The sequence below is a fragment of the Thermomonas aquatica genome, assembly GCF_006337105.1.
In the GTDB taxonomy this organism is placed as follows: domain Bacteria; phylum Pseudomonadota; class Gammaproteobacteria; order Xanthomonadales; family Xanthomonadaceae; genus Thermomonas; species Thermomonas aquatica.
This window is the reverse complement of the sequence record NZ_CP040871.1, coordinates 1,597,950-1,621,257: the sequence shown is the minus strand read 5'-3', so window position 1 is coordinate 1,621,257 and position 23,308 is coordinate 1,597,950. Positions and strand designations below refer to the sequence as shown.

The following is a 23,308-nucleotide window of genomic DNA, read 5'->3' as shown; positions in this document are numbered from 1 at the left end:
GACTGCTAAGTGAGTCAGGCTGTGAGTCACAAGTCGGCGCCTCCTGCCGCTGACTCACTATCGGCTGACTCACACATGCTTACCGATACCAAGCTGCGCGCCCTCAAGCCGCGTACGAGTGCCTACCGCCTCGCGGATGCCAATGGCCTGTGCATCGAAGTTCGCCCGAGCGGTGCCAAGGCGTGGCGATATCGATATCGCTATGCAGGCAAGCCGAGCATCATCACCTTGGCGGAGTACCCAGCAATGGGTTTGGCAGAGGCGCGTGCCGAACGGGATCGGCTTCGAGCGCTTGTGAGAGGGGGCGGCAATCCGGCAAACGTCGCCAGGGTCGAACGAGCTGCAAAAGTTGAGCGCGCGGAGACCACCTTTGGCGCGATCGCGACCGAGTTCTTGAACAAGCGAGCGAAGGAGGGCCTCAGCCCCGGGTCAGTGAAGCGCGAACGCCGTCTGATCGAGAAGGACATGGCTGCCATAGGCATGCTCCCCATTACGGACGTGACTGCGCCGCTGTTGCTGGGGGCATTGCGGAAGCTCGAGAAGCGAGGTGTGGTGGAAACGGCGCATCGGGCTCGGTCCTTCGCGGGTCGCGTCTTTAGATACGCCATCGCTACAGGGCGGGCGCAGAGTAATCCGGCGAACGACTTGGTTGGTGCGCTTGAGCAGCCCCAAGTGAAACACCTTGCCACGGTGACCGACCCTGGCAAGATCGGAGACCTCTTGCGGTCCATGTACTCGTACAGCGGTTCGCCCGTCACGCAAGCAGCGTTGAAGTTGGCGCCGATGCTATTCGTCCGTCCAGGGGAGCTTCGGAAGGCCCGTTGGGCTGACATTGACCTTCCTGCAGCCGAATGGCGCTTCACCACAAGCAAGACGGGGACTCCTCACATCGTTCCACTCGCAACACAGGCCAAGGAGATCCTCGAGGATCTTCAACCGCTCACTAGGCGAAGCGAGTTTGTCTTTCCGGGAGTGAGAAGCGCAAAGCGACCCATGAGCGAGAACACAATCACGGCTGCGCTACGGTATTTGGGATACGACGGCGACACCATCACCGGGCACGGTTTTCGGGCGATGGCTCGGACAGTGCTTGATGAGGTGCTGGGATTTCGACCGGACTACATTGAACATCAGTTGGCCCACGCGGTTCGCGACCCACTTGGGCGCGCCTACAACCGCACGACCCATCTCGCTGAGCGTAAGAAGATGATGCAGGCGTGGGCGGACTATTTGGACAGTCTGAGGCTCAATTCCGTCTAGCGATTGGAAGCCGGAGTAGAAAAGAATGTTTATCGACATTCACCCGACGAAACCGGGCGCCGAAAGAGCTTCAGATGCCTTCGAAAGTCTATCCAGTGGGGTAAGTCAACGCAGGAAATATGTTAGAGAGGTCATGGTGAGGAAGCCGCATGTTTGAGGGGACGTCGCCCATATCCGCTCACCGCGTGCCCTTCGGCCTCAGAGATGGTCATATGCACGGTGTGCGAGATGTCCCTACGGGTAGGGCCTGCGGCTGCATTTGCCCTGAGTGCAAGAGCCCACTCCTCGCCAAAAACGCCGGATTGAAGCGGCGGCACCATTTTTCTCATGACGCGGGCCACGGTAGCGACGTCTGCCGTGAGACAGCAATCCATTTGATGGCCAAGCAGATACTCGTACGCGCTCGCAAGATTCTTTTGCCCGAGTGGAAGCGAGTATTTGAGCTGCGCGACATAAGCGGGACGCTCCACTCCCTTTCCCACGACCGGCCGAGTAAGCCTTGGAGCTACGAAGAGGCTATGGAAGAGGTCTGGCAAAACGGCATCCGCCCTGACGTGTTCCTTTCTGACCTTGGGGCCCAAGCTGCGCTTCCTCTCCTAGTGGAAGTGAGAGTCTCACACGCAGTAGACGACGCCAAAGCCCACCTGGTGCGGGATCGAGGCTGGGCCATGGTTGAAATCGACCTTTCCAAGACGCCGGAAGAGGCGCTCGCGCCACAAGCGTTTGAGCGCTACGTCTTGGAAGCGGCGCCCCGTAAATGGATACACGCGCCGAAGGCTGAACAGAAATTTGCCGAGGATCGCCTAACGCTTCGCGCGAAGGTAGACGCGATCAATGCCCGGCTCCATAGCCAAGGAGTCGAGGAGCGAGATACGTTTGGCCGCACGGCTAAAAAGCAGAGAGACCAGCAGAATATCGAGCACCTGCTCGCCGTTCGGCGCCGGCCATACCTTGACGACCTCAATGCTCTAAAGCGGAAATTACTTCCAGAAGCATTGCGACAGCGCGAAGCGGAGCTCCAGGAAAGGGAAGCGGAACAGATCGCCGAGCTTCTGCGCCACTTTGGTAGCCAGGCGCCCCCTTTTGTACTAATCGCACACCAACACGCTTGGGCGCTCAACGCTTCCACGCTGCGCTGGCAGCTCGCAGCTGCAGTCCATTTTGTACTTCTGGCCAAGGAGGGCGCCCGCTTTACGGCAGGCGCAGTGTCGCGCTGGCTAGAAGACACTTTTGGCGTGGACAAAATTGCAGCGCGCCTTATTGAGGCGCAGAAGGTCGACCGCGAGCGAAAGCGAAGACGCGGTGATAGCAGCGTCGTCCGGACCGCCTGGTTCTTCGATGACTGGGAGAACGGCGCAATCCCGAGCATCTTCCATGCGGCAGATCACCTGCTTGAGCGCATGACTTTATCGGGCCACCTGCTGCGCCCGGAGCGCTGGACGTATCTCGTGGACGGTCCTGTAGCGCGCCAAGCGCGTCTGGAGGAAAGTCGGCGCCGACAGGACGCTGAGGCAAAGGTGCGCCGAAAGGAGCGTGAGCAGGAAGAGAGGCGGCTGCAGGGCGCTCTCAAGGATGCCGAGAAGCGGCAAATGCTGGTCGACATTGAGCGGGAGGCATATCTCAAGCTGCGAGCGAGACGCACGGAGGAGATCACCGCGGTGTACCACGCCCTCGCGAAGCGCAGCTCTGAATGCCTGGACTGCCAGGACTGCCGCTGGCCAAATCCTTTGGATTCGTCGGCTTGCGCCAACTGCGGCTCAGAAAAGATCTTATTGATTCGCCTCGATCCCGACCGCCTGAGGGAAATGCCGCACCGACTTCGCAGTGATCCCTCCGTGATGCGGTGCAAGGTCTATCCGTTTGAGGCAGAGGGGAGGTGAAAGCCCACGCCATGCGGCTAATATCCAATCTAGGGGAGGGACCAATGACAACGATCCGAAAGCGTGTGGCGGATCTCGCCGCAGAGCTCATCCGTAAGCACCCTGACGGCATCCGTTGGGCCGAGCTTCACCGAGCTATCGCGAATGCCCTTCCAGAAGAGAACCACAACACTATTACGGGTTCCCTCCGAGTCTTCTCTAACTGCCTCCCCGGCGACATACATAAACCCGACCGCGGCGTTTACGCCGTGGTGGACGTGGACGAACGAAAGGAAGAGGCACCGCAGCCGACGCCGGCCGCCACGAAAGTTCGCGAGCAGCATTTCTATGAGCCCTTCGCGGCCTGGCTGGTTGGCGAGCTGGAGGAGGCCACCAAGGCCGTTGCAATCGGTGGCAATGGGGCCGGAGGCAAGTGGGGGACGCCCGACGTGATCGGGCTCTATAGCCCGCGCAAGACCGACCCTGTGCAGTTCACCGAGGAAGTTGTGGCTGTCGAAATCAAGATCGATACACAAAGCCTCGTCACCGCATTTGGCCAAGCGTGCGCTTACCGCCTGTTTGCGCACCGGGTGTACATCGCCGTGCCTCAGGGCGCGAACCCTAGGGATCTCAAGCGCCTCGATGCCCTCGCCGTGCTCATGGGCATCGGCCTTGTGAAGTTCAATGCAGACAATCCCGAAGCACCGGATTTTACGGTGATGGTGCGTGCCTCCAAGCACGAGCCCGACTACTACTATACAAATGAAATTCTGAGTACATTCCGCGACGAGCTTGGACTGTAAGGGGAGAGGCAGCAGGCTAGGTCACACGCAGGCGGTGACCGCGAATAGGGCTACAAAAGCCTACGAAAGTTGAGGTCCCGAAGCGGGTCGTTCATTTAAGCTGTTAGCCAGTTGCAACGGTTTAGGGGGGCTTAATGGATGTAAAGATTCTCGGCGGTAATGGGCTACATGCGAGTGAGACGCATGCTGTTAAGCGGATGGGCGAGGGCCTCCGCTCCAGTTGGTTTGGCTACGCCAGTCTTCTCGTTGTCGACGGCCAAGGGTCCATGGATGTCGACACGCTGATCATTACGCACGATCGAATCCTGCTGGTCGAGTTGAAGGAATGGAATGGAAGGCTTGAGTGTGGCGAAGGGCGCTGGTACTTGAATGGAAGCCCCCGAGGGAAGAGCCCATACGAAATTAAGCGCGTGCAAGCGATTCGGATTGCAAAGCTTCTTCAGAACGAGCTGCAACACAAACTGGGATATTTCCCTAAGGTGGAAGCCCATGTCGTGCTGTGCGGAAGCGCTACACCCGAGCACCTATCAACATCGGAGCGAAGATTCGTCCATACGTTAGACGAATTCCTGAAGATTTCGGATGCGACGGCGTACAGCAAGCTCGTCGAAGCTGCGAATACCGCCTACACGGACTTGTTCGACAAGTACGGAAAGCCGCGCCCCAATAGTCCGTCAAGCAAGCCTATCTTCCAACAGTTCTTTGTTGGTAGCCGAGTGCGACCCAAAGAGTTTTCACACTACAGCTATACGGCAGAGCCGCAGCCATGGTTCAGGCACAGGCAGGGCCTTTTTACTGAATACAAGGGGCACCACCAGGAAGTTGCCAACGATATTGCTCTGATGAGGCGTTGGGACTTTTCTACGCTGGGTGTAGGGAATGCAACCCAGGAGCAATGGGCAAGAATTGCTCTTCGTGAGAGCCGCGTGTTCTCCCATGCAAAGGAGCATGAGCGAGGCTTGGAGGAATACTTACTCCGTCCACTCGTTCCCCTCGCAGTTAATGACGTTTCCGAAGACCTGACAGAGCTCTACGAGCTGAGACGCACGTATAGCCGCCTGGACGAGCATCTTAACAAGCAAGGGAAAACTCTTACTCCGGAAGATCGGCTGGACATCGTCCGTGCGATCATCGTGCCGTTTGCAGAGCTTCACGGGCTTGGTATCGCCCATCGGGACGTCGACCTTCACAATCTCTGGCATGCCTCAGACCAGAAGAGTGTATTGGTCTCAGGTTTTGCAGCATCGTTCTTCCCCGAACGCGGAACCGTGAGCGACCTGCGCGAACTTTTACAAGGTTCGCATATTCGCCTTCCAGAAGACGAACTTCGGATGGATGGGGACATTCTTGACCCGTTTCGGCAAGACGTTTTTATGCTCGGTGCCGCCGCTTATCGCGTGTTGTTCCCCGCATCAACGCTTCCACGGGATGAGAAAGGAATATGGCAATGGCGTGAGCCGAGCCCAGACCCATACGACGGCCGCCTGACTGCCTGGTTCCAAACTACTCTGGCTTGGGATCCGGCCGACCGATTCGCCAATGCAACTGAGATGATCGCATCGCTCAACCAGGCGATTAGGCCTGCTGGCCCAAGCCAAGAAGAGGCGGCTTCAACTTGGCAATCTATTGCGGATGGAGATTTTATCAAGCGCGGTTGGGGTCCGTTCCAAATCTTCCAGAATTTCCCTCCAGACCCGGGCCAGAATCCAGGGTCGGGGCAGGTAATAAAATACCGGTGCGCTGTCGAAGGCACTCCTGCTTACCTGAAGTTCTGGCAACAGGTTGCACCTAATGCGACGACGCATGGATTGAACAGGCGAGTTGCGGCGTTCCGAGCCAGGGCGGAGAAAGTCGCCGCGGGTGGCATCCCAACTCCAGCGCTCAGAAAAGTGGGCCTGCTTGAATCTGGCGGTCTTTTTGTTCTGACAGCAATGGAAGTGGGCGAGGATTGGAGGGTTGCCTGTGCCGAAAGAGCCATTGAGGACAGGCGTCAGCTTGCTGGCTCGTTGATCAAATCAGTGATGGTCCTTCACGACCAACAGATCGGTCATGGCGATATCCATCCCGGGAACCTGCTCGTTTCCCATCAGAAACCACCCGAAGAACAATCAAGTTTTCCGGTCGTCCTGCTATTGGATTTGCTTGATTTTGGGGAGCAGACACAGCCGTACAACGTAGAGTACGGCCCCGCCAACCCAGCCGCCGCCGATGCATTCGCCCGAGATAGGTTCGCCGTCTACAAGCTGGTCGATGAGCTCCTCTCTGATGAACCCGACGGTGACTTCAAAAAAGAGCTTGTGATAGGCCGAAGTCAGCCACTTGGCATCCCCGTCTCCCTAACTCCGCTCTATGACGAAGTTCAGCGGCTCCTACAGCCTCTACCTGCCCCGCAGGATACCTTGGGTCTCGAGCCGATTGCCGTCCTGGCCCCCAGGATTGCACAGGCCGCCAATGGATTCACGCTCGAGCAGGATGATGGCAGTTACCACTTCAACTGCAAATGGGACAATCGAAACGACAAGCTTCTCAATTGCTACGTCACAGGTATAAATGGCGCGATAACGTTTGTCATAGATCCTGAGCAACGCCAGCTAAGGGATGTGCGCGTGAGCACCCCGCTCGCGCTGAGCGACCTTGTTTCCGCCAGCACCAAGTCATCGGCAGCAATCTTGCGCCCTGTGAGGATCGTCCAATCCTCGACAGGTGGCAACGGTCATAGCGAGGTACTTAACCTGCTACTTGGGTTGGATCCGGTAATTTCGTTGCTGGAAGCCAGGTTCGCGCCGCCCGCCAAAGAAACTGACGATGAGGAATTCGACGGTGCGAGCACAGCTACCGAGGATATTTGGCGCGTGCTTCTCGCGACCGAGCAGGAAAATCTCCCTGAAGTCGAGGTCGTGGGAAGTGCTGAGGAGAATCCTAACGGGAAGTTGCAGGTTCCCTATCGGAACTCGGACGGCAGGCCGCTGGACTTCGAGTCCGACGATCGTGTATTCGTCAGCACGGAAGACGACGATAGTCAGTTTGCAGTTTTGGATATCCTCGAAACGACTCCGGACGAGTTGTTCCTCGATGTAACCCGCCACGATGCGAAGAGGCGACTCACGCCTGGCACGATTCTTCGTTTGGAATCGATACAAAGCAAGGCCTCGCGCGATCGCAAGGCCAAGGCGATGGAGCGTGTGCTTGATCGAGGATCCGCGATTCCGGACTTGGTTCGTTACTTCGATCCTGCTGATTCCATCTCTACGAAGCAGCTATCGCCACGACCATTGGTCGAGAGAGTCAAGCAGCTTTACAACACGCCAGACCAAGAGCTAAACGAACGTCAACTCCATGCCTTCATGGAGTTAGTGGAGCGCGGCCCTGTCGGCGTACTTCAGGGACCTCCGGGCACCGGCAAGACAACTTTCGTCGGTGCGTTCATCCACTACCTATTTAGCGAACTCCATGTCCGCAATGTTCTCCTTGTTGGGCAATCCCATACTGCCGTCGATGCTGTTGCAAAGAAGGCAAGGGCGATGTGCGTGAGACACGAGTTGCCATTGAGCGTTGTGAGAATGGGACAAGAAAGAATGGTTGCGACGGAGATGCTCGATACCCATTCTCGTGCGATCCAGCGCCAGATGCGACATTCTTTCCATCGTGAGTACGAGCATAGGGTCGAGATCTTCAGCGACCGTTTGGGGCTGCCTGCTGCATTAACCACAGAGGTGGCGGCGCTTCATCGGACACTGGATGGAATCTTATCGTCGATATGTCGCTACGAGGAGGAGCTATCTTCGGCGCAACCAGGTAGTGCGAATGACGAGATTAGTTCTCGCTCCCGCGAGATACGGGATCAGCTGGATGAAGTGAGATCGCTTAGGGATAGAATCGTTCATCATAGATTCCCGGACCAAGCATCTGGACTTCTATCAAGTAAGAACCCTTGGGATGCCATTCTTGAGCATGTGGCAGGGTCCCACAATGTAAATAATCCGTCCGCTCTTTCTCGGCTGCGGTGGCTTCTCTCGCTCAGTCAGGATTGGTTGTCCGTTCTCCATGCCGGTCAATCCAACTACGATCAATTCTTAGTCCAAACCAGACAACTTGTTTGTGGCACGCTTGTCGGGATGGGGTTGAAACAACTCGGTGTCGCTGAAGCAGAATTTGACTGGGTTATTGTCGACGAGGCCGCAAGGGCCCAAGCCAGCGAGTTGATGATTCCTCTGCAGTCGGGTCGACGAATCCTCCTGGTTGGTGACCACAGGCAACTGCCACCCTTCTATGAGCGCCCCCATATCCGCGCCGCATCAAAAAAGCTTGGCCTGTCCGAGGAGAAGACTCGTCAAACCGACTTCGAACGAGCTTATCGGGTCACGCGCGGCGTGACGCTCGACACCCAGTATCGAATGATCGAGCCCATCGGTCAGCTGGTCTCCGACTGCTTCTACAAGGACGACGGGGTTGAGCTGCACACCGGGCGCGGTGATTCGCCGGAGTGGTACTCGGATCTGCCCTATCCGCTTAACACGCCGGTGGCATGGGTCGATAGTGGGGCGGGACAAGATGCCACGGGTGAGGATGAGCGCGGGCACCGCCAGTACGTAAATGTGCATGAGGTCAAACTGGTCCTGCGCTTGCTTCAACGGCTAGCGTCTAACGGTACAGTCGAACGCCTCCGGTCAGAAGCGAACGGATCCTTACATCCGATCGGCGTTATCACGATGTACAGGGCTCAGAAGAGTCTATTGGAGAAGGAGCTAAGCAAGGCCGAATGGGCTGCTCCTATTCGTAGCTTCATCCGAATCGACACCGTAGATAGCTATCAGGGGCAGGAAAATCCTTTCATCATTCTTAGTCTGGTTCGAGATAACCCTAGCGAAGATCAGGGCTTCATGTGGGATCCAGCGCGAATCAACGTCTCGCTCTCGAGGGCGCAGGAGCGATTGATCGTAGTGGGCGCGGCTCGGATGTGGCAGCGCCGCAATACAAAGGGCCCATTGGGCCGGGTTGTGCGTTTCATCAGTGATCGCTGTGCGGAGGCTGACGACAGGTACACGATTAGCCGGGATCTCTCGGAATTTACAATGTCGCAGGACCGTGAAGGGGTGGCGCAGCATGGTTGAGGAACTGATCGAGCAAGAAGAGCTCCTTAGGGACCAAGGGCCGAAGCGAAGGTTGGCTAACGTGATTTCTGTCCTCCTTCCTGCAAGGGAATATCGGCTTGAGTGCTCCTGGACCACTGAGCGTCCGCTTCCCGCCGTCGAGGAGTTCGCGTGCAGGCTTATCCTCCTCATGGATGGGGTTAGCCCTTCCGAGCTGAAGAGTTACTTCGGTCTATCCATCTTGGAGACCGAGGGTTTGGTGAGAAATCTGGTCAAGAATCGACTTGTCGATGTTGCCGATGACGGCACCCTAATGGCGTCCGCAATGCTCCAAGCCAAGAGAGTGACCGCGGGTGATGTGCCAACCTTCACCAACTTTGAAACCCGGGAAGAAGATGCTGTCTTCGATCTCCTTGCACTAAAGATCGTCCCTCGCCGCGGCTACAGCAATGCACGCTTCGGTCTGCCGGAAATTCCTATTCCAGAAATCTCAAAGTCGGTACCTCCGGATCGAATAGCGGAGGCATTTAGCGAACAGTCCAGAGCCTTCCTCGAATACTCGCGCGGACGATCGAAAGACGTTCACAAGACTCGATTGTATAAAGTGTCTAGGTGCCGTCCCAAGAGAACGTTACAAGTACCGATCGATATGGAGATTTTCCTCGAGGCCGGCACAAATGGTGAGTTGAACGTCTACCGAGACGCGATCGAAAGGCTTGGTGAGAATCGACGCAGAGCGCTGTCTAATGAACTGGAGTCCCAAGTGGCGGACTATCTGGCTCAGGAGTCACTACCAAGCGCAACACCTTCAGTGGAGGATTACTGCGAGCTGGTAGGGGACGAAATCTTGGCCAGATACGTGCACAAGAATGACGTCGCACTCGCGAAGTGGCTCGCAGATCGAGACGCTAGGAAAACCGGCTACGGCACCCAAGAGACACGCGCGCTGCTGGGTCCGATCTACCTCACTGGCAATCGGACTACGTTGATCAATATGTTAAAACACACAGAAGGCGATGAGGGCGCATCCCGAATAGCGCATTGGCTACCCTCGTCAGTTCCATTCTGGGCAGCAAACAGTTCCGAGCTCGTTGATTTCGCACCAAAGCTCCAACGCGCGTTAGGTCGCGAAGATGATGGAAGACTGGTTGCTTGCTTCTGCGGGTACGACTCCAGCGAAAAATGGTTGAAGAAGAAATTCAACTCGAGAGTGCCGCATGCGGTCCTATTCTCAGGGAACGTGGCTCTTGATCGAGTTGAGCTTTTAGTGGTCCCAGAAAGATTGGTCGTGGCTCAATATCATCTACAACCAAGTACGGCCAGTGCAATTACGCTACCTATTGGGTTCGCGTCGACGGACCCAGAAAGGGTCAAGAAGGTAACTAGGGTTTTGACGAGCAGGCTATTGCCAAGTAATAGGTCTTCTCTCCTTTGGTCCACGGACTCGCAGAGAGTTCATAGCCTAGTGGATTTTCATAAGTTGGGACTAGCTCCCCCGTCCGAACAAATGAAGATCAGCACCGACAGATCCTCCGGATCGATTGTATGGAAAAGATCCCGCCTCTAGCTCTCTAGCTAGATGCTTGGCTGACCGTGCTTGGCAAATCGCCGCCTCGTGCGTGCAAGCCGTCGCTTAGGCTTGGCAGCGGCGTGTGGAAAGCAACCGGAGTAGATCCCGCATTGAAGTTAGCGAGGGTAACAGTTGAGGACCCGGCCTCTTACTTTTCGACTCCGTGGGCGTAGTTGAGAAATGTCCAAGAAGTGTTGCGCTATGGAGTTAAATACGCCGACCATGCCGATCACGAATGAACAAGCCCAGCCTCCCCTGAGCTTTGAACGTATCGCGGGAGGCCTAACTGGGTTGCTGATCGGCGACGCACTTGGCGTGCCCTATGAGTTTCATGCCGCAGAGTCAATCCCGTCGGAAGCTTTGATCGAGTTCACACCGCCAAACGGGTTTCATCGCTCGCACCGCTCGGTTCTGCCTGGCACCTGGAGCGACGATGGCGCCCAGGCGCTGGTGTTGCTGGACAGCCTCTTGGTTCGAGAGGGTTTGGACTTGGAGCACTTCTCCAAAGGCCTGCTTCGCTGGATGAGCCAAGGCTTCTGCGCCGTCGATGGAAAAGTCTTCGATGTGGGTATCCAGACTAGCCGGGCATTAGGGCGCTTGGCGGCTGGAGTCGCGCCTGCACAAGCCGGCCCCGCTGGAGAGCGGGACAACGGGAATGGGTCATTGATGCGGGTGTTGCCATTGGCCCTTTGGCACCAAGGTAGCGACCACGAACTAGTCATGTTGAGTTCGGAGCAGTCGTTGCCCACGCACGGGCACATGCGCTCCAGAATTGCTTGTGCGCTGTATTGCCTCTGGGTCCGTTGCGTCCTGGCAGGCGGCTCTCACCCTTGGGACGAGGCCACTAGTCGACTGAGGTTAATTGCTCCTCCTCTCGAGCTCGACCCCCAAGAGATGGAACAGGTGTTGGACCCAGCGAATGCTGAGTGCGTGCAAGGCAGCGGGTACGTCGTGGATTCGCTATGGTCGGCTCGGGCTGCAGTTTTGGAGACATCCACGTTTGATGCCTGTGTGCGGCGCGCAGTGTCACTTGGAAACGACACCGACACCACCGCGGCGATAGCAGGGGGGGTTGCGGGGGCGCTGTACGGCCTCAGCGGAATTCCGCGCAGTTGGCGAGAGGGCTTGAGAGGCAATGACATTCTTGCGCCCTTATTGAATGGCCTGATCTCGCATCACTCGATACGCCGGTGACGAAGCCAGTCGCCAGAACGAGTCTGGCCCATCCAATCCTAATAGCCACGCTACAGGTCGGCGATGGGAAGATCGGTATCACGTTCTGCCCGGGCAAGAAGCAGTCCGACGCAATGACGGGGGCGTGGGATCGGGATCTCGCCATGGATCTCGAAACCATCCGCGAGTGGGGAGCGAATGATGTTGTTTCGTTGATCGAAGCGCACGAAATCACAGGTCTGGGTGTAGAGGGTCTTCCCCGTATCGCAAATGAACTTGGGTTGCGTTGGCATCACCTGCCCATCATTGATCAGTGCGCTCCAGACCGTTCCTTCGAGAGACTGTGGAGGACAACACGCCCTGGCTTGGTTAACACGTTACGTGCGGGGGGTGGAGTGCTGGTGCATTGCAAGGATGGACTCGGGCGGGCCGGAACTGTGGCTGCAATGCTCCTGTTAGATTGCGAAACTGCATCGACGGCTGCGGACGCAATCGCTAGGGTCAGGGAGGTGAGGCCTGGAGCTGTAGAGACATATCAGCAGGAGTTGTACTTGAATACGTGGGCAAGTCAGCGGCGAGATCCTCCCTAGTCAATCTAAAGACAAAAATCGCATGAAGATTTCAATGATTCTCGACAAGATCGACGAAAAGCAGCTGTTCGTGCCGGCGTTTCAACGCGAATACGTGTGGAAGCGAGACGATGCTAAGCAATTGATCGACTCTCTAATCAAGCAGTATCCGACAGGGACCATGCTGACCTGGGAAACGGCCAGTCCGCCGGAGCTGAAGGGGCCTCACAAATACGACGCGAAACAGGGGGCTGTGCGCCTTCTCCTAGATGGTCAGCAGCGCATTACCACGCTTTACATGCTGATTCGCGGGACCGTTCCGCCGTACTACACGCTGCCAGAGATCACCAATGACACCCGCGAGCTCTACGTCAACCTAGAGTCCTTGGAGTTGTCGTATTTCGTCAAGTCGCGCATGCAGAACGATCCGCTCTGGCAGGACATCACTCAAATCTTCCAGAAGAAAATTCGAGCCAAGGATGTCGTGCGTGAACTGGAGGCCAAAGGCCAGACTGTCGATCGCGAGCGTGATGACCGGATCGACGACAACACAAGCGCCATTGAGGCCATTCTCGGACGGGACTTTCCGGAGCAGACCATTCCGATCAAAGCGAATATCCGGGAAGCGATCGATATCTTCTACAAGGTAAACGCCAGCGGCGTCGCCCTGACAGACGCGGAGCTCGCGCTAGCCCAGATCTCTGGCTACTGGCCGCAAGCGCGTGATCTGTTCAAGGCCAAGCTGGACAAGCTCAAGGACGCGGGATTCGCATTCAAGCTGGACTTTATCGTCTACGTACTGCTGGGCTGCGTGCACCGCATCGGTTCGGAAATGAAAAAGCTCCATGGAGTGGAGAACAAGCAGCCACTGCAAGCGGCATGGAAGCGCCTGGATGAGCAGGTGCTGGACTACGTAGTGAATTTGCTTCGGTCCAGGGCATTCGTGGATCACACCAACGAGATCAGTTCGGTGTATGCGTTGGTGCCCATGATTGTGTACTGCTTCGACAAGCAGGGCACCCACCCCACCGAGTCCGAAATCAACAAGATGGTGAAGTGGTTCTACTACAGCCAGGTCCGCGCACGCTACGTAAGTCAGTTGCCACAGAAGCTCGATCGCGATCTGCGTGCATTGAAGGAATCCGAGCATCCATTCGACAACCTTTTACGGGTGATCGAAGAGGACGAAGGTAGGCTGGAAATTCAGCCCCATGAATTCGAGGGCCGTGCGATCCAGCATCCGTTGTTCTCAATGATGCGCTGGTATCTCAAGAGCCGCGGCGCAGTCTGCTTAACAACAGGGGTCGGGCTGCACAAGAACATGGGGGCGAAGTATCAGCTCGAGAACGACCATATCTTCCCGTTCTCTCGCCTCAAGGCGGCCGGGTATGGGAAGGACAATCGCGTTAGGTATGCGCTGGCGCAGGAACTCACCAACCGCGCCATCCTGACCCAGGTCGCCAATCGGACCAAGTCCGCCACGACAGCGCTTGATTACCTGACTGCCGTCCGCAGGGATTTTCCCAAAGCACTCAAATTGCAGTGCATTCCAGAGGATGAGTGCCTCTGGCAGCTGGAGAATTATGAAGAGTTCCTGCGCGAGCGTCGGAAGATGTTGGCGTCAAGCTTGACGGCTTACCTCGCCGGCATTACGGAGACAGGCGAATCAGATCAGGCAGCATCGATCGAGGACCTGATTGCGGAGGGCGAGAGCGACGAACTGGAATTCAAATCATCGCTGCGGTGGGACTATAAGGAAGGTGTCGCCAACCGGAAGTTAGAGGATGTGATCCTCAAAACAGTGGCCGCTTTCGGGAATTCCAATGGAGGCACCTTGCTCATCGGCGTCGCCGATGACGGGCAGGTGCTCGGGCTTTCCCACGATTACGCCGCGCTTGGCCATTGCGACCGCGATAAGTTCGAGTTACACCTGAAGAACCTGCTTAACGGTGCATTCGGCGAGACGTATGCAGCAACCCGGGTCAAAGTTCGATTCTCGGCCCTCGAAGAAAGAGACGTTTGTCAGGTCGATATCCAACCTGCCCACGCTCCGTTGGTTCTGCAAGTGAAGGATAAGAACGGCCAGGCCGTTGAGAAATTCTATGCACGAAGTGGCAACTCCTCACAAGAAATCCCCTTGAGCGAAATGAACGCCTATTTCAAAGGACGCTTCCACGGGTGAACTAGGCGTTCGGTGGCCGATGTCGGGTCCTCAGACGCTGCACATATGTGCAAGAGGATCATCCGGCTCGCGAGGGTCAGTGCCGAGTGTCCGCCGCTGAGGAGTGCTCCGCATGCCCGGAGCGATGCAAAACTATTTCAGACCTATAACACCAACATGAAGCGGGACAATTTCGCTTCACGTCTGGATGCTGCGGTCCTAGCATCCCAATGGGGTCTAGCCGATGCGCGACGACACCAAGGAGACGATCTACTACGTGATGCTTGTAGCAGCGGCGGTCCTGGCCACGCTGCTCAAGAAGCCGCCGTTTGATCGCTTCCCCTAGCCATCCACTGGCACTCACAGAAGGCCCGCCCTCACCGGCGGGCCTTCTGCGTTTATGCCGCCCAATATGAGGATTCAACATGCACTTGGTCGAAACGATGGCCTATGCCGGCGACAAGCCTTGGCATGGCCTTGGCAACAAAATCGCTACCCCGCAGCCCATCGAGATCTGGAAGCGACAGGCCGGCATGGACTGGATGATCGAAGAGTCCGAGGTTCGCTACATCACCGGCAACCACACGGTCGGGGCGATCCATACTTTCCCGGAGCAGAAGGTGCTCTACCGCTCCGACACCAAGCGCCCGCTGTCGGTGGTTTCCAAGCGTTTCCAGGTCGTGCAGCCGGAGGAAGTACTGGAGTTCTACCGCGACCTGACCGAGCACGCCGGCTTCGAGCTTGAGACGGCAGGCGTCCTCAAGGAAGGCAGGAAGTTCTGGGCGCTCGCGCGCACGGGCCAGAGCACCACGCTCAAGGGCAAGGACCAAGTGAATGGCTATCTGCTGCTGGCAACCGCCTGCGATGGATCCTTGGCCACCACCGCCCAGTTCACGTCAGTGCGGGTGGTCTGCAACAACACCCTGCAAATCGCCTTGGGTGACAACCGTGGCGCGGTGAAGGTGCCGCATCGCTCCGAGTTCAATCCCGATGCGGTGAAGCAGCAGCTTGGAATCACTGTTGCGCCGTGGAATCGGTTCGTGTCGAAGATGAAGGATCTGGTGGCATGCCCGGTGGATCCGGACTCGGTCGATGGGTTGCTGCGTCGAATGCTGACCTATCCTGGGCAGCCCGGCCAGGCTCCGGTAGTCAACGAGCAGGCAATGCGTTCGGTACGAGCCCTTTACGACGGTGGCGGCCGTGGCGCGCAGTTGGCGTCCAGCCGCGGCACGGCGTGGGGCTTGCTCAACAGCGTCACCGAGTACGTCGACCACCATCGACGCGCGCGCAGTGATGATCATCGGCGTGAGGCGGCTTGGTTCGGACAGGGCGCGCAGTTCAAGCAACGCGCATGGGACGAGCTGGTCCAGCTGACCACCTGATCCCAACCCTAGTTGTTCCCGCAACGCCCGGCCCTGTGCCGGGCGTTTCCATTTGGAGAAACCGCATGAAGAAGAACGCCGCCTTGCGGCTGGTCGACACGCGCACGCTCGACCGACACCAGTGGTTGTCCGTGCGCCAAGGCGGGATCGGCAGTTCGGATGCCGCTGCCGCCGTGGGCCTGTGCCCGTACAAGAGTCCGCTTGAACTGTGGATGGAAAAGACGGGCCGGACGCCAACGGAAACCGCACCGCCTGGCATGGACGATCCGCGCTACTGGGGCACGTTGTTGGAACCCTACGTGGCCGTGGCCTACACGCAGTTGACCGGTCGAAAGGTCCGCAAGATCAATGCGGTCCTGCAGCACCCGACCTTCCCTTACTTGTTGGCGAACATCGACCGTGAGGTCGTGGGCACACCGGCCGTGCAGATCCTCGAGTGCAAGACGGCCGGGGAATGGGGGTCGAAGCTCTGGCAGCACGGTGTGCCGGAACACATTCAACTGCAGGTCCAGCATCAGTTGGCAGTAACCAACCAGGACGCCGCCGACGTGGCGGTGCTGCTGTGCGGCCAACGGATGGAGATCCACCGTATCGAACGCGACCAAGAAGTTATCGCGAGGTTGATGGTGTTGGAAGCCAGGTTCTGGCAGTACGTCGAGACTGACATCGCGCCGCCGGCCGATGGCAGCGAGTCATCGGGCAAAGCGCTGCGCCAGTTGTACCCCGGTGGTGGCAACACCCTCGATTTCTGCGATGACCGGGTGCTGTCGGACACCTTCGCCGAGTTGGTGGCCCTGCGGAACGAGCTCGAGACACGCGGCAAGGAAGCCGAACAGCTCAAGCAGAGCCTGCAGCAAGCCATGGGCGATGCCGCCCGAGCAGTCTTCGCCACCGGCGAAGTGACCTACAAGCGGGCTCAGGACGGCACCAGCCTGGACACAAAGCGCTTGGCTTTGGATCACCCGGATCTGGTGGCCAAGTACATCGTCCCAAAACCCGGCAGCCGCCGGTTCCTCATCTCGGCCGGAGCCGATCAACCCTAGGAGAGGTTCCATGCTCAAAGGATTTGCCATCACCCCACCCGTCGTGGGTCGCATCTCGATCGGGCGCGTCATCGAACGCAACGGCACGCGCCTGCCCGAGAAGGACGATCAATTCACCCTGACCACCCAAGTCCAGAACCGCGAGGGCTGGCTGCTCCATCCGCTCGACGAAGCTTTGCGTCAGCAGGTCGGCGGCAAGCTACGGAGCTTGCCGGTCCAGTTGCTGTTCAATGATCCGAGTCTGAACCTGCGTGCTGACTACAACTTGTTTGACCGCTCCACCGGTCGGCCGCTATGCGTTGGCAACGGCGAGAGTTGCAGGCGATCAGGCCAGGACGGCATAGAGACCTTGCCGTGCCCAGGGTCGGATACATGCCGATTCGCTGAAGGTCAGTGCAAACCGTACGCCCGCTTCAACGTGCGCATCGGAGACGAGGATGAGACTGGCACCTTTGTGCTACGCACCACGTCGTTCAACACGATCCGCACGCTGGCGGCCCGCCTGCAGTACTTCCAAGCGGTCTCCGGTGGGTTGCTCGCCTGCCTGCCGCTGGAACTGAAGCTGCGTGGCAAGTCTACGACCCAAAGCTACCGTGCACCGATCTTCTACGTCGATCTGGTGATCCGTTCGGGCATGACGCTGGAAGAGGCGATTACCGAGGCCCGGCGCTTGGACGGGGCTAGGAAGGAGGCGGGCCTCGATCAGGCTGCGCTCGATGAAGCGGCGCGACTGGGCTTCGCCAACGGCGCGTTCGAGGAGTTGGGGGAGGACGTGTCGGCGGTTGTCGAGGAGTTCTATCCCCAGGAAGAAGCACCGCACGCTGGTGCTGCGGGCCACGCACCGCCGGCATCCAGCCTGCGAAGTCGTCTGGAACATAAAGCCGCCCGCATGGGTGGTGCATGACAACAACCCCAAGGAGAACAAGCGTGTTGAAAGTGCTCGGTGGCGCGGTCGTCTATGGACTGGCCGCGTTTGGTCTGTACACGCTGGCCTCGCGCCCGCAGCTGAAGGTCGTGATCGAGAAAGTGCCCGCAAAGGCCGAACCCGATGCGGAGGGCGCAGCAGCAGGTGCTGTCACGGCTGGCAATCCTGCGGCGTAGTCGATGAGCCACTTCAGATATGGCCTGAGCGCCGACGAAGTGGCGTGGGTAGAAGATGTGCTCTCCAATGACGAGGTCGGCAGCGACGTAGAACTGCTGGAGTATTTCGTCAGGGGCGGGCTTACTCGTGAACAGGCCGATGGCGTGCTGTGCCATCGGAGCGACTACCTGCTCAACATCTACCCTGGGGGGCAGGGGCCACTGCGTGGAGCGGGCATTTGACCTGGGTCATGGCGATGCTTAGCGGGCGCGGAGAGGAATCACGCTAACAAGGAGAAGACGGGGAGCCGCTGGCTCCCCGTCTGTGTAGGTCGCTGATTTTTCTTTGGATCTGTCGAGATTGATCCGGGTGCGGACGCTTGCTCTGACGAGAGGTGATGGGGTTGCAGAAAACCCTAAAAATTTTCCGCTGACTCAAGAAGGCTGCGTGCATATCGTTGGCATCGGCCGCTGAGGGCCGAACGCCATCGAGGAGATGCGCATGCTCATTGACAAAAAAGCAGTACACAGCACACCCGTCGAGCCGCGAGAGCGGAACAGCGGCGAGATGGCCTTGATCCGCACTCGAACAAACACGGACGAAAGGGGCGAAGCGTCAGATGACCTCGTTCTCCGGTTTGCCGAGCTACTGAGCCTCACAAAAGTGGGACGGAGCAAGGCCTACGCAATGATGAATCCGAAAGATCCTGGATTTGATCCTGACTTTCCCAATGGATTTGCTCTGTTCGACACGCCTCGTTCGCCAAAGGCTTTTTGGCGACACGAGGCGGTCGCTTGGCTTGAAGGGCGTAGTAACAAGTTTATAAGCAAAAATGAAGGCAAAAAGCAATGAACGCTATTGAAGAATCGTTGTATGTCAATGCTGGCGCGTTGAAGAAGTTGGAGCTTGCGCTCCAGCATGCAGACGTGGCTGGCAAGCAAAAGAAGGAAGTTGACTTTATTGAAGCCTATCAGCTGATCGAGAAGCACTTGGCCCGCAAGGTGCCGGTGAGTCGCGTTATGAAAATGTTCGGCGATGCGTATGGCTACAGCATCCACGCTCCGCATTTTCGCAAGCTGCTGAGTGCAGAACGCAAGCGTCGCGCCGAGTTAGGCGATGTCGTGGTCTGCTCCTCGTGCTATCGACCCATGGTCTCCAACATGCATGTGCTGGAGAGCACGGATGACAAGCAGGAGGGAGCGCAATGAACGGCATGTTCTCTCTTCCTCCTGCTCCCCCTCCGTACCCGATGGATGCATTTCCGATAGTTGTCCGTGAAGCTGGATTCGAGCTGATGCGAAACGTACAGGCGCCGGATGCCCTGATCGGCATGGGGCTAATCAGTGCCATTTCGTTGGCGTGCCAAAGCGTCATCGACGTGAAGCTGCCGACCGGACAAGTGCGTCCGACTTCGCAGAACCTGTTGATCGTGGCCGAATCAGGAGAGCGCAAGTCAACGGTCTATTCAATGCTGCACAAGCCGTTTAGCGAATGGGACTCCACCGCACAGCGTGCGCTAGGAGCCAAAATGGCGCAGTACCAGATCGAGCTCGACGTGTGGCAGGCCAAGAACAAGGGTATCCGCCGGTCCATCAGTAAGTTAGTCAGCAAGGGCGAATCCACGGATGAAATGGATTGGCAGTTGGCCGCTCAGACAGAGGCAAAGCCGATAAAGCCACGCTTGCGCTACTTTCTGCGCCAAGACATGACGGCAAAGGCGATCATGGAGGCGTTGGAGGGTGATGGCGAGTCAATTGCTATCACTACCGACGAAGGCCATGTGTTGTTCCAGAGTGCAGCAATGTCCCACTTGGGCCTGCTTAACCGCCTGTGGGATTCGCCGGAGGTGTTGCCGCTGGATCGCGCCGGGCGCGAGCAGATCATGGCAATGAACCCGCGTGTTTCGGTGAGCATCATGAGCCAGCCGGCTCCGTTGAAAGCGTATATGAAAAAGCGCGGTGCGGTTGCCAAGGGTAGCGGCCATTGGGCGCGCTATCTGGTGGGCTGGCCGGCATCGAAGAAGGGCTTTCGCTGGGTGAATACGAACGAGCTGGTCTGGGAATGCCTTCCGAAGTTCCATGAACGCATTCGTGAATTGCTCGAGCTGTATCGGAGCATGATTGAATCGGGCCATGTCAAGCGTGAGAGCCTGGAATTCTCGGACGATGCGAAATCGCGTTGGTTTGACTTAGCCGTCCAAACCGAGCAGATGTTGCGCCAGGGCGAGTACCTGAGCGACATCGATGATTTCGCGTCGAAACTGATGGAGATCTTGGGCCGCCTTGCGGCAGCATTGCAATACTTCGGTGGCGAAGGCGGAAAGATCACGCTTGATACGCTGGAGCGCGCTTTCACCCTGGTGCGGTGGCACCTCGACGAATTCAAGCACTTGTTTTCGCCGCAGTTCGTGATGCCGCAGGATCAGGTCGATGCACACGCGGTGGTGAAGTACTTGCGCACCCGCATTTGGCTCGGCCCGAGTTCGGACACCATCGTTGCGAAAAACCATGTGTTGCACAGTGGTCCGGTTCGTGACCGCGCCCGTCTCAACGCAGCTCTGGGATTGATCGAGCTTTGGGGTGGCGTCCTTGTAGGTGTGGCGCCGAAAGACAAGAAGTCCTATGTCCGGTTGCTCAACCCCTACTTCGGCAGCATTGCCGTATGACCGATAAATCGCCGCACGCCCCGACCGTAAGGTCGGGGCTTTTTTTTGGCTTGCCCCCCGAATTCATTGGCGATTACGCGAGAAAATCGCAGAATCGCCTCGGAAATTCTGGAGCCAGAGCAGCAATTTCAGTGTCCCAATCCCGGCTCGCCACCGCGGTGGGCGGCGTAGATGGCCTTCTCTTTAGTGGACATACCCCGTACGCGGGCGGGCCCCAAGTGACGCTCAGGGCGGCGCTGGCGGCCTTGCTCGCTCAAGCTGCGGTGATCAACGCGGGCATCGTGGCCGCCCTCCGCCAAAGCCTCATTCTGCAAATGGGCGATAGTTTTGCGCGCGTCGATCACGCCAGCCCGGAGCTCCAGCGGGGATAGTCCGCCACTGTCCTTTCGGCAACCACCAAGTTCTGGCTGCTTCGCATTGAAGCGCGAAAACGTCCGGTCCGGCTCGCGTTCGATTCCATCCGGCAGACGATCCGAATACATCAGATGCAGATGCGGGTTCGGGATCGCCGCTAAGGAGCCGTCAGGCGCGTGAATGGCGTACTGGTATGGCTTGTTCCCTATCAGCTCACGCACCGTACGTTCGGTCAGAGCGATAAGCTGATCGACGTGCAGCTCGTTTGGCAGCGCAATTTCATGTTCGCGGTACGCTGCGCCATTGGCGCGCTCGTGCTTGTCGGCCATACGCCAAAACCGACCCGGATTGTTCGCGGCCCATGCAGGCATGTTGCCGTAGGCGGAATGTATCAAATCTTCGCCGCGCGTCTTGTAACGGCCGCGCCGCTCGATGTAGGCGGCGTGTCCGCACGCGGTGCCCTTCTTGCCGCTCTTGATGCAGTGATGGAAGCTTGCCATAAACGTGTACCCTTTTTATCCGTAGTCAATAAAAAACCGACGGCGTTTTGTGCCGTCGGCTGCGTGGAGATGGGTGTCCAGGTTCTTTGCGCGTTTCTGAAGGAAACGGTAAGTGCGCGTCCTGTATCTACCCCTGGTAACCAATAGTGAGGTTACCGATTCAACAAGCTAGACAGGAGTCAATCCACCTCCATACGAATAGGGTTGATGTAAGAAAATAATTCAGGTCTATGCATTTGACTGGTAGTTACGAATCTTCTCGTATCGGATGTGTTGCTTATCATGAGCGACGATAAAGTCATTCGCTGCCTGTACGATTCGTTTACGGTACGCGTTGATCTGTTCGACGATCAGCACAGGAGAGAGGGAAAGGAATATGTCCCTCGTCAGTTCGGACTGCGCTAGTTGCAGTGACTTGTGGGAGTCGGTCGTGTCCTTTCTTTCGAGAAGCGCGAAGAGATACCACTTCATTCGTTCCGTGTAGAGGTACTGCACCGTGTGTGGAATTTGCCGCGTCTCTCCCTTCACGAATTGATCCAGTTGTCGCTGTGGATCGGAGATCTTCGGGCTGTACTTGACCGACTTCTTCACCAGATTCGCCTTGTTGATGCGCTGGTGAAAAACGGAAGCGAATGCGGCAGCAGCATGAACGACCCCGATGGGCTTTGATTCAGGCGTTGCTGGCAACTTGGCTTGGTAAAGATAAAGTTGAATGATGAGGTGGGCGCGAGGAATATCCTGTTTGAACGCTCGGTTTTCGTAAACAAAACCCACAGCATTCGTTACGATTTCGCTGAGAGGGCTCATGTACTTTATGCAGAAATCCATCATCTCGTGGATGGAAAGGAAGTTGGTGTCCGTCAGGATTTGGCGATCCAAATTCGACGAGATATCGGCGCATATCTTCTCGAATCTAATCTTCATGTTTGAGATGGGGCGATCATGCGGTATCGACAGCTGCGTGGCCAATTCGAAGTGGAGACGGTGGACGTAGTCGAGAACCTTGAGATAGACGCAGGTGGCGACATGCGCCCGTGATTCGCGCTTGAGAGGGCTGATCGACGTAAGGAATTGTCGGGACTGATCGGTCAGGTACCTGTCGGCATCCTTCAGTAGCTCGTCTTCAATGTGGATATGGGTCAGCAGGATGTCGTCCACGGCCTCGTTCGTGTCGCGCCGGTATTGCTCTCGGAGCTTGCCGGGGTCACTAATGGCATTGATCTGATCGATTTCGACTTGATCTATTTCCTTTTCAAGTCTCGCAATAATGCGGCTGATCTGACGCTTTACATCTTCCCCTTCTGGGGAAGACGCCATGGTAAAGAAATCCAAAATGCTGTGTGAGTCACCTTTGGGAAGTTCGAGCAGCCTAATCAGGTGTGCGTCAATGTGCCGGCATTCCTTGTGCAACAGCTTGATCGTTTTCAGCGTCGAAAGCGGGTGTCTTTCGGTGATGCTGCGGTAGCTTCTGCCCGTGATGGTGCTTAGGAGCCGAAGTACTGTGCCAAGACTTTTCAAATCAAAGGTTGTTCCATCGGCATCATTACGTTCTTGGTTAATCTCCGCTAGAAGTTCCTTGATTGTGGCGGTATCTCTGCTTTCAGGATCAAAGTTGCTCGTAAAATCAAACTGTGGTTTTCGTTCCTTCTTGAGTGCAGCCGACCCTTTCGTATCGAGAGTCATAGCTCCCCCGCATACACAGCCTTGCCATAGCTCATTACTTCGTGCCCTAGTTTTTCCGGGGTGTGATTTATTTGTGCTGTGGATGCCGTTGCGGGAACAACGGATCTTGATAATC

Annotated in this window: 18 protein-coding genes; 16 read left to right on the top strand and 2 right to left on the bottom strand. The window is 57.1% G+C overall.

Annotated elements, in window-relative coordinates; all coding sequences use genetic code 11:
* Positions 1–75: 75 nt before the first annotated feature.
* The 16 genes from FHQ07_RS07795 (at position 76) to FHQ07_RS07725 (ending at position 20,656) form a co-directional block, all read left to right on the top strand.
* Entirely contained in the window at positions 76–1,260 is a 1,185-nt protein-coding gene (locus tag FHQ07_RS07795; protein ID WP_139716274.1) for a tyrosine-type recombinase/integrase, read from the top strand.
* 377 nt (positions 1,261–1,637) lie between these two features.
* Positions 1,638–3,140, top strand: coding sequence for a hypothetical protein (locus tag FHQ07_RS07790; RefSeq protein WP_139716273.1), 1,503 nt, complete (start codon positions 1,638–1,640; stop codon positions 3,138–3,140).
* Between the two features lie 44 nt (positions 3,141–3,184).
* Positions 3,185–3,922, top strand: coding sequence for a hypothetical protein (locus FHQ07_RS07785; RefSeq protein WP_139716272.1), 738 nt, complete (start codon positions 3,185–3,187; stop codon positions 3,920–3,922).
* A gap of 134 nt (positions 3,923–4,056) precedes the next feature.
* A complete protein-coding gene (locus FHQ07_RS07780) occupies positions 4,057–9,033 on the top strand; it encodes an AAA domain-containing protein (RefSeq protein ID WP_139716271.1) in 4,977 nt (1,658 codons plus the stop codon).
* Positions 9,026–10,579, top strand: coding sequence for a hypothetical protein (locus FHQ07_RS07775; RefSeq protein WP_139716270.1), 1,554 nt, complete (start codon positions 9,026–9,028; stop codon positions 10,577–10,579). Before FHQ07_RS07780 ends, FHQ07_RS07775 begins: the two co-directional genes overlap by 8 nt.
* Positions 10,580–10,804: 225 nt before the next feature.
* The gene (locus tag FHQ07_RS07770) at positions 10,805–11,776 is read left to right on the top strand and encodes an ADP-ribosylglycohydrolase family protein (RefSeq protein ID WP_139716269.1); all 972 of its coding nucleotides are present in this window, start codon (positions 10,805–10,807) and stop codon (positions 11,774–11,776) included.
* A gap of 113 nt (positions 11,777–11,889) precedes the next feature.
* The gene (locus FHQ07_RS07765) at positions 11,890–12,345 is read left to right on the top strand and encodes a cyclin-dependent kinase inhibitor 3 family protein (RefSeq protein ID WP_240703592.1); all 456 of its coding nucleotides are present in this window, start codon (positions 11,890–11,892) and stop codon (positions 12,343–12,345) included.
* A gap of 22 nt (positions 12,346–12,367) precedes the next feature.
* Entirely contained in the window at positions 12,368–14,506 is a 2,139-nt protein-coding gene (locus FHQ07_RS07760) for a GmrSD restriction endonuclease domain-containing protein (protein ID WP_139716267.1), read from the top strand.
* 404 nt (positions 14,507–14,910) lie between these two features.
* Complete coding sequence (locus FHQ07_RS07755; RefSeq protein WP_139716266.1) at positions 14,911–15,867, top strand: DUF932 domain-containing protein; 957 nt, start codon at positions 14,911–14,913, stop codon at positions 15,865–15,867.
* Between the two features lie 65 nt (positions 15,868–15,932).
* Complete coding sequence (locus FHQ07_RS07750) at positions 15,933–16,910, top strand: YqaJ viral recombinase family nuclease (RefSeq protein ID WP_139716265.1); 978 nt, start codon at positions 15,933–15,935, stop codon at positions 16,908–16,910.
* 10 nt (positions 16,911–16,920) lie between these two features.
* A complete protein-coding gene (locus FHQ07_RS07745; protein ID WP_139716264.1) occupies positions 16,921–17,814 on the top strand; it encodes a recombination directionality factor in 894 nt (297 codons plus the stop codon).
* A gap of 23 nt (positions 17,815–17,837) precedes the next feature.
* Positions 17,838–18,011 carry a hypothetical protein gene (locus FHQ07_RS14375; RefSeq protein WP_168191504.1) on the top strand — a complete coding sequence of 58 codons (174 nt, stop codon included), beginning with the start codon at positions 17,838–17,840 and terminating at the stop codon, positions 18,009–18,011.
* 3 nt (positions 18,012–18,014) lie between these two features.
* The gene (locus FHQ07_RS07740; RefSeq protein WP_139716263.1) at positions 18,015–18,233 is read left to right on the top strand and encodes a hypothetical protein; all 219 of its coding nucleotides are present in this window, start codon (positions 18,015–18,017) and stop codon (positions 18,231–18,233) included.
* A 259-nt stretch (positions 18,234–18,492) separates the two neighbouring features.
* A complete protein-coding gene (locus tag FHQ07_RS07735) occupies positions 18,493–18,843 on the top strand; it encodes a hypothetical protein (RefSeq protein ID WP_139716262.1) in 351 nt (116 codons plus the stop codon).
* Entirely contained in the window at positions 18,840–19,199 is a 360-nt protein-coding gene (locus tag FHQ07_RS07730; RefSeq protein ID WP_139716261.1) for a hypothetical protein, read from the top strand. The genes FHQ07_RS07735 and FHQ07_RS07730 overlap by 4 nt, the downstream gene beginning before the upstream one ends.
* Entirely contained in the window at positions 19,196–20,656 is a 1,461-nt protein-coding gene (locus FHQ07_RS07725; protein ID WP_139716260.1) for a YfjI family protein, read from the top strand. Before FHQ07_RS07730 ends, FHQ07_RS07725 begins: the two co-directional genes overlap by 4 nt.
* A 128-nt stretch (positions 20,657–20,784) precedes the next feature.
* On the opposite strand, the gene FHQ07_RS07720 is transcribed toward FHQ07_RS07725, so the two are convergent.
* Both FHQ07_RS07720 and FHQ07_RS07715 read right to left on the bottom strand, forming a co-directional pair.
* Entirely contained in the window at positions 20,785–21,510 is a 726-nt protein-coding gene (locus FHQ07_RS07720) for a MobA/MobL family protein (RefSeq protein WP_139716259.1), read from the bottom strand.
* A 228-nt stretch (positions 21,511–21,738) separates the two neighbouring features.
* The gene (locus FHQ07_RS07715; protein ID WP_139716258.1) at positions 21,739–23,193 is read right to left on the bottom strand and encodes a hypothetical protein; all 1,455 of its coding nucleotides are present in this window, start codon (positions 23,191–23,193) and stop codon (positions 21,739–21,741) included.
* Between the last annotated feature and the right edge of the window lie 115 nt (positions 23,194–23,308).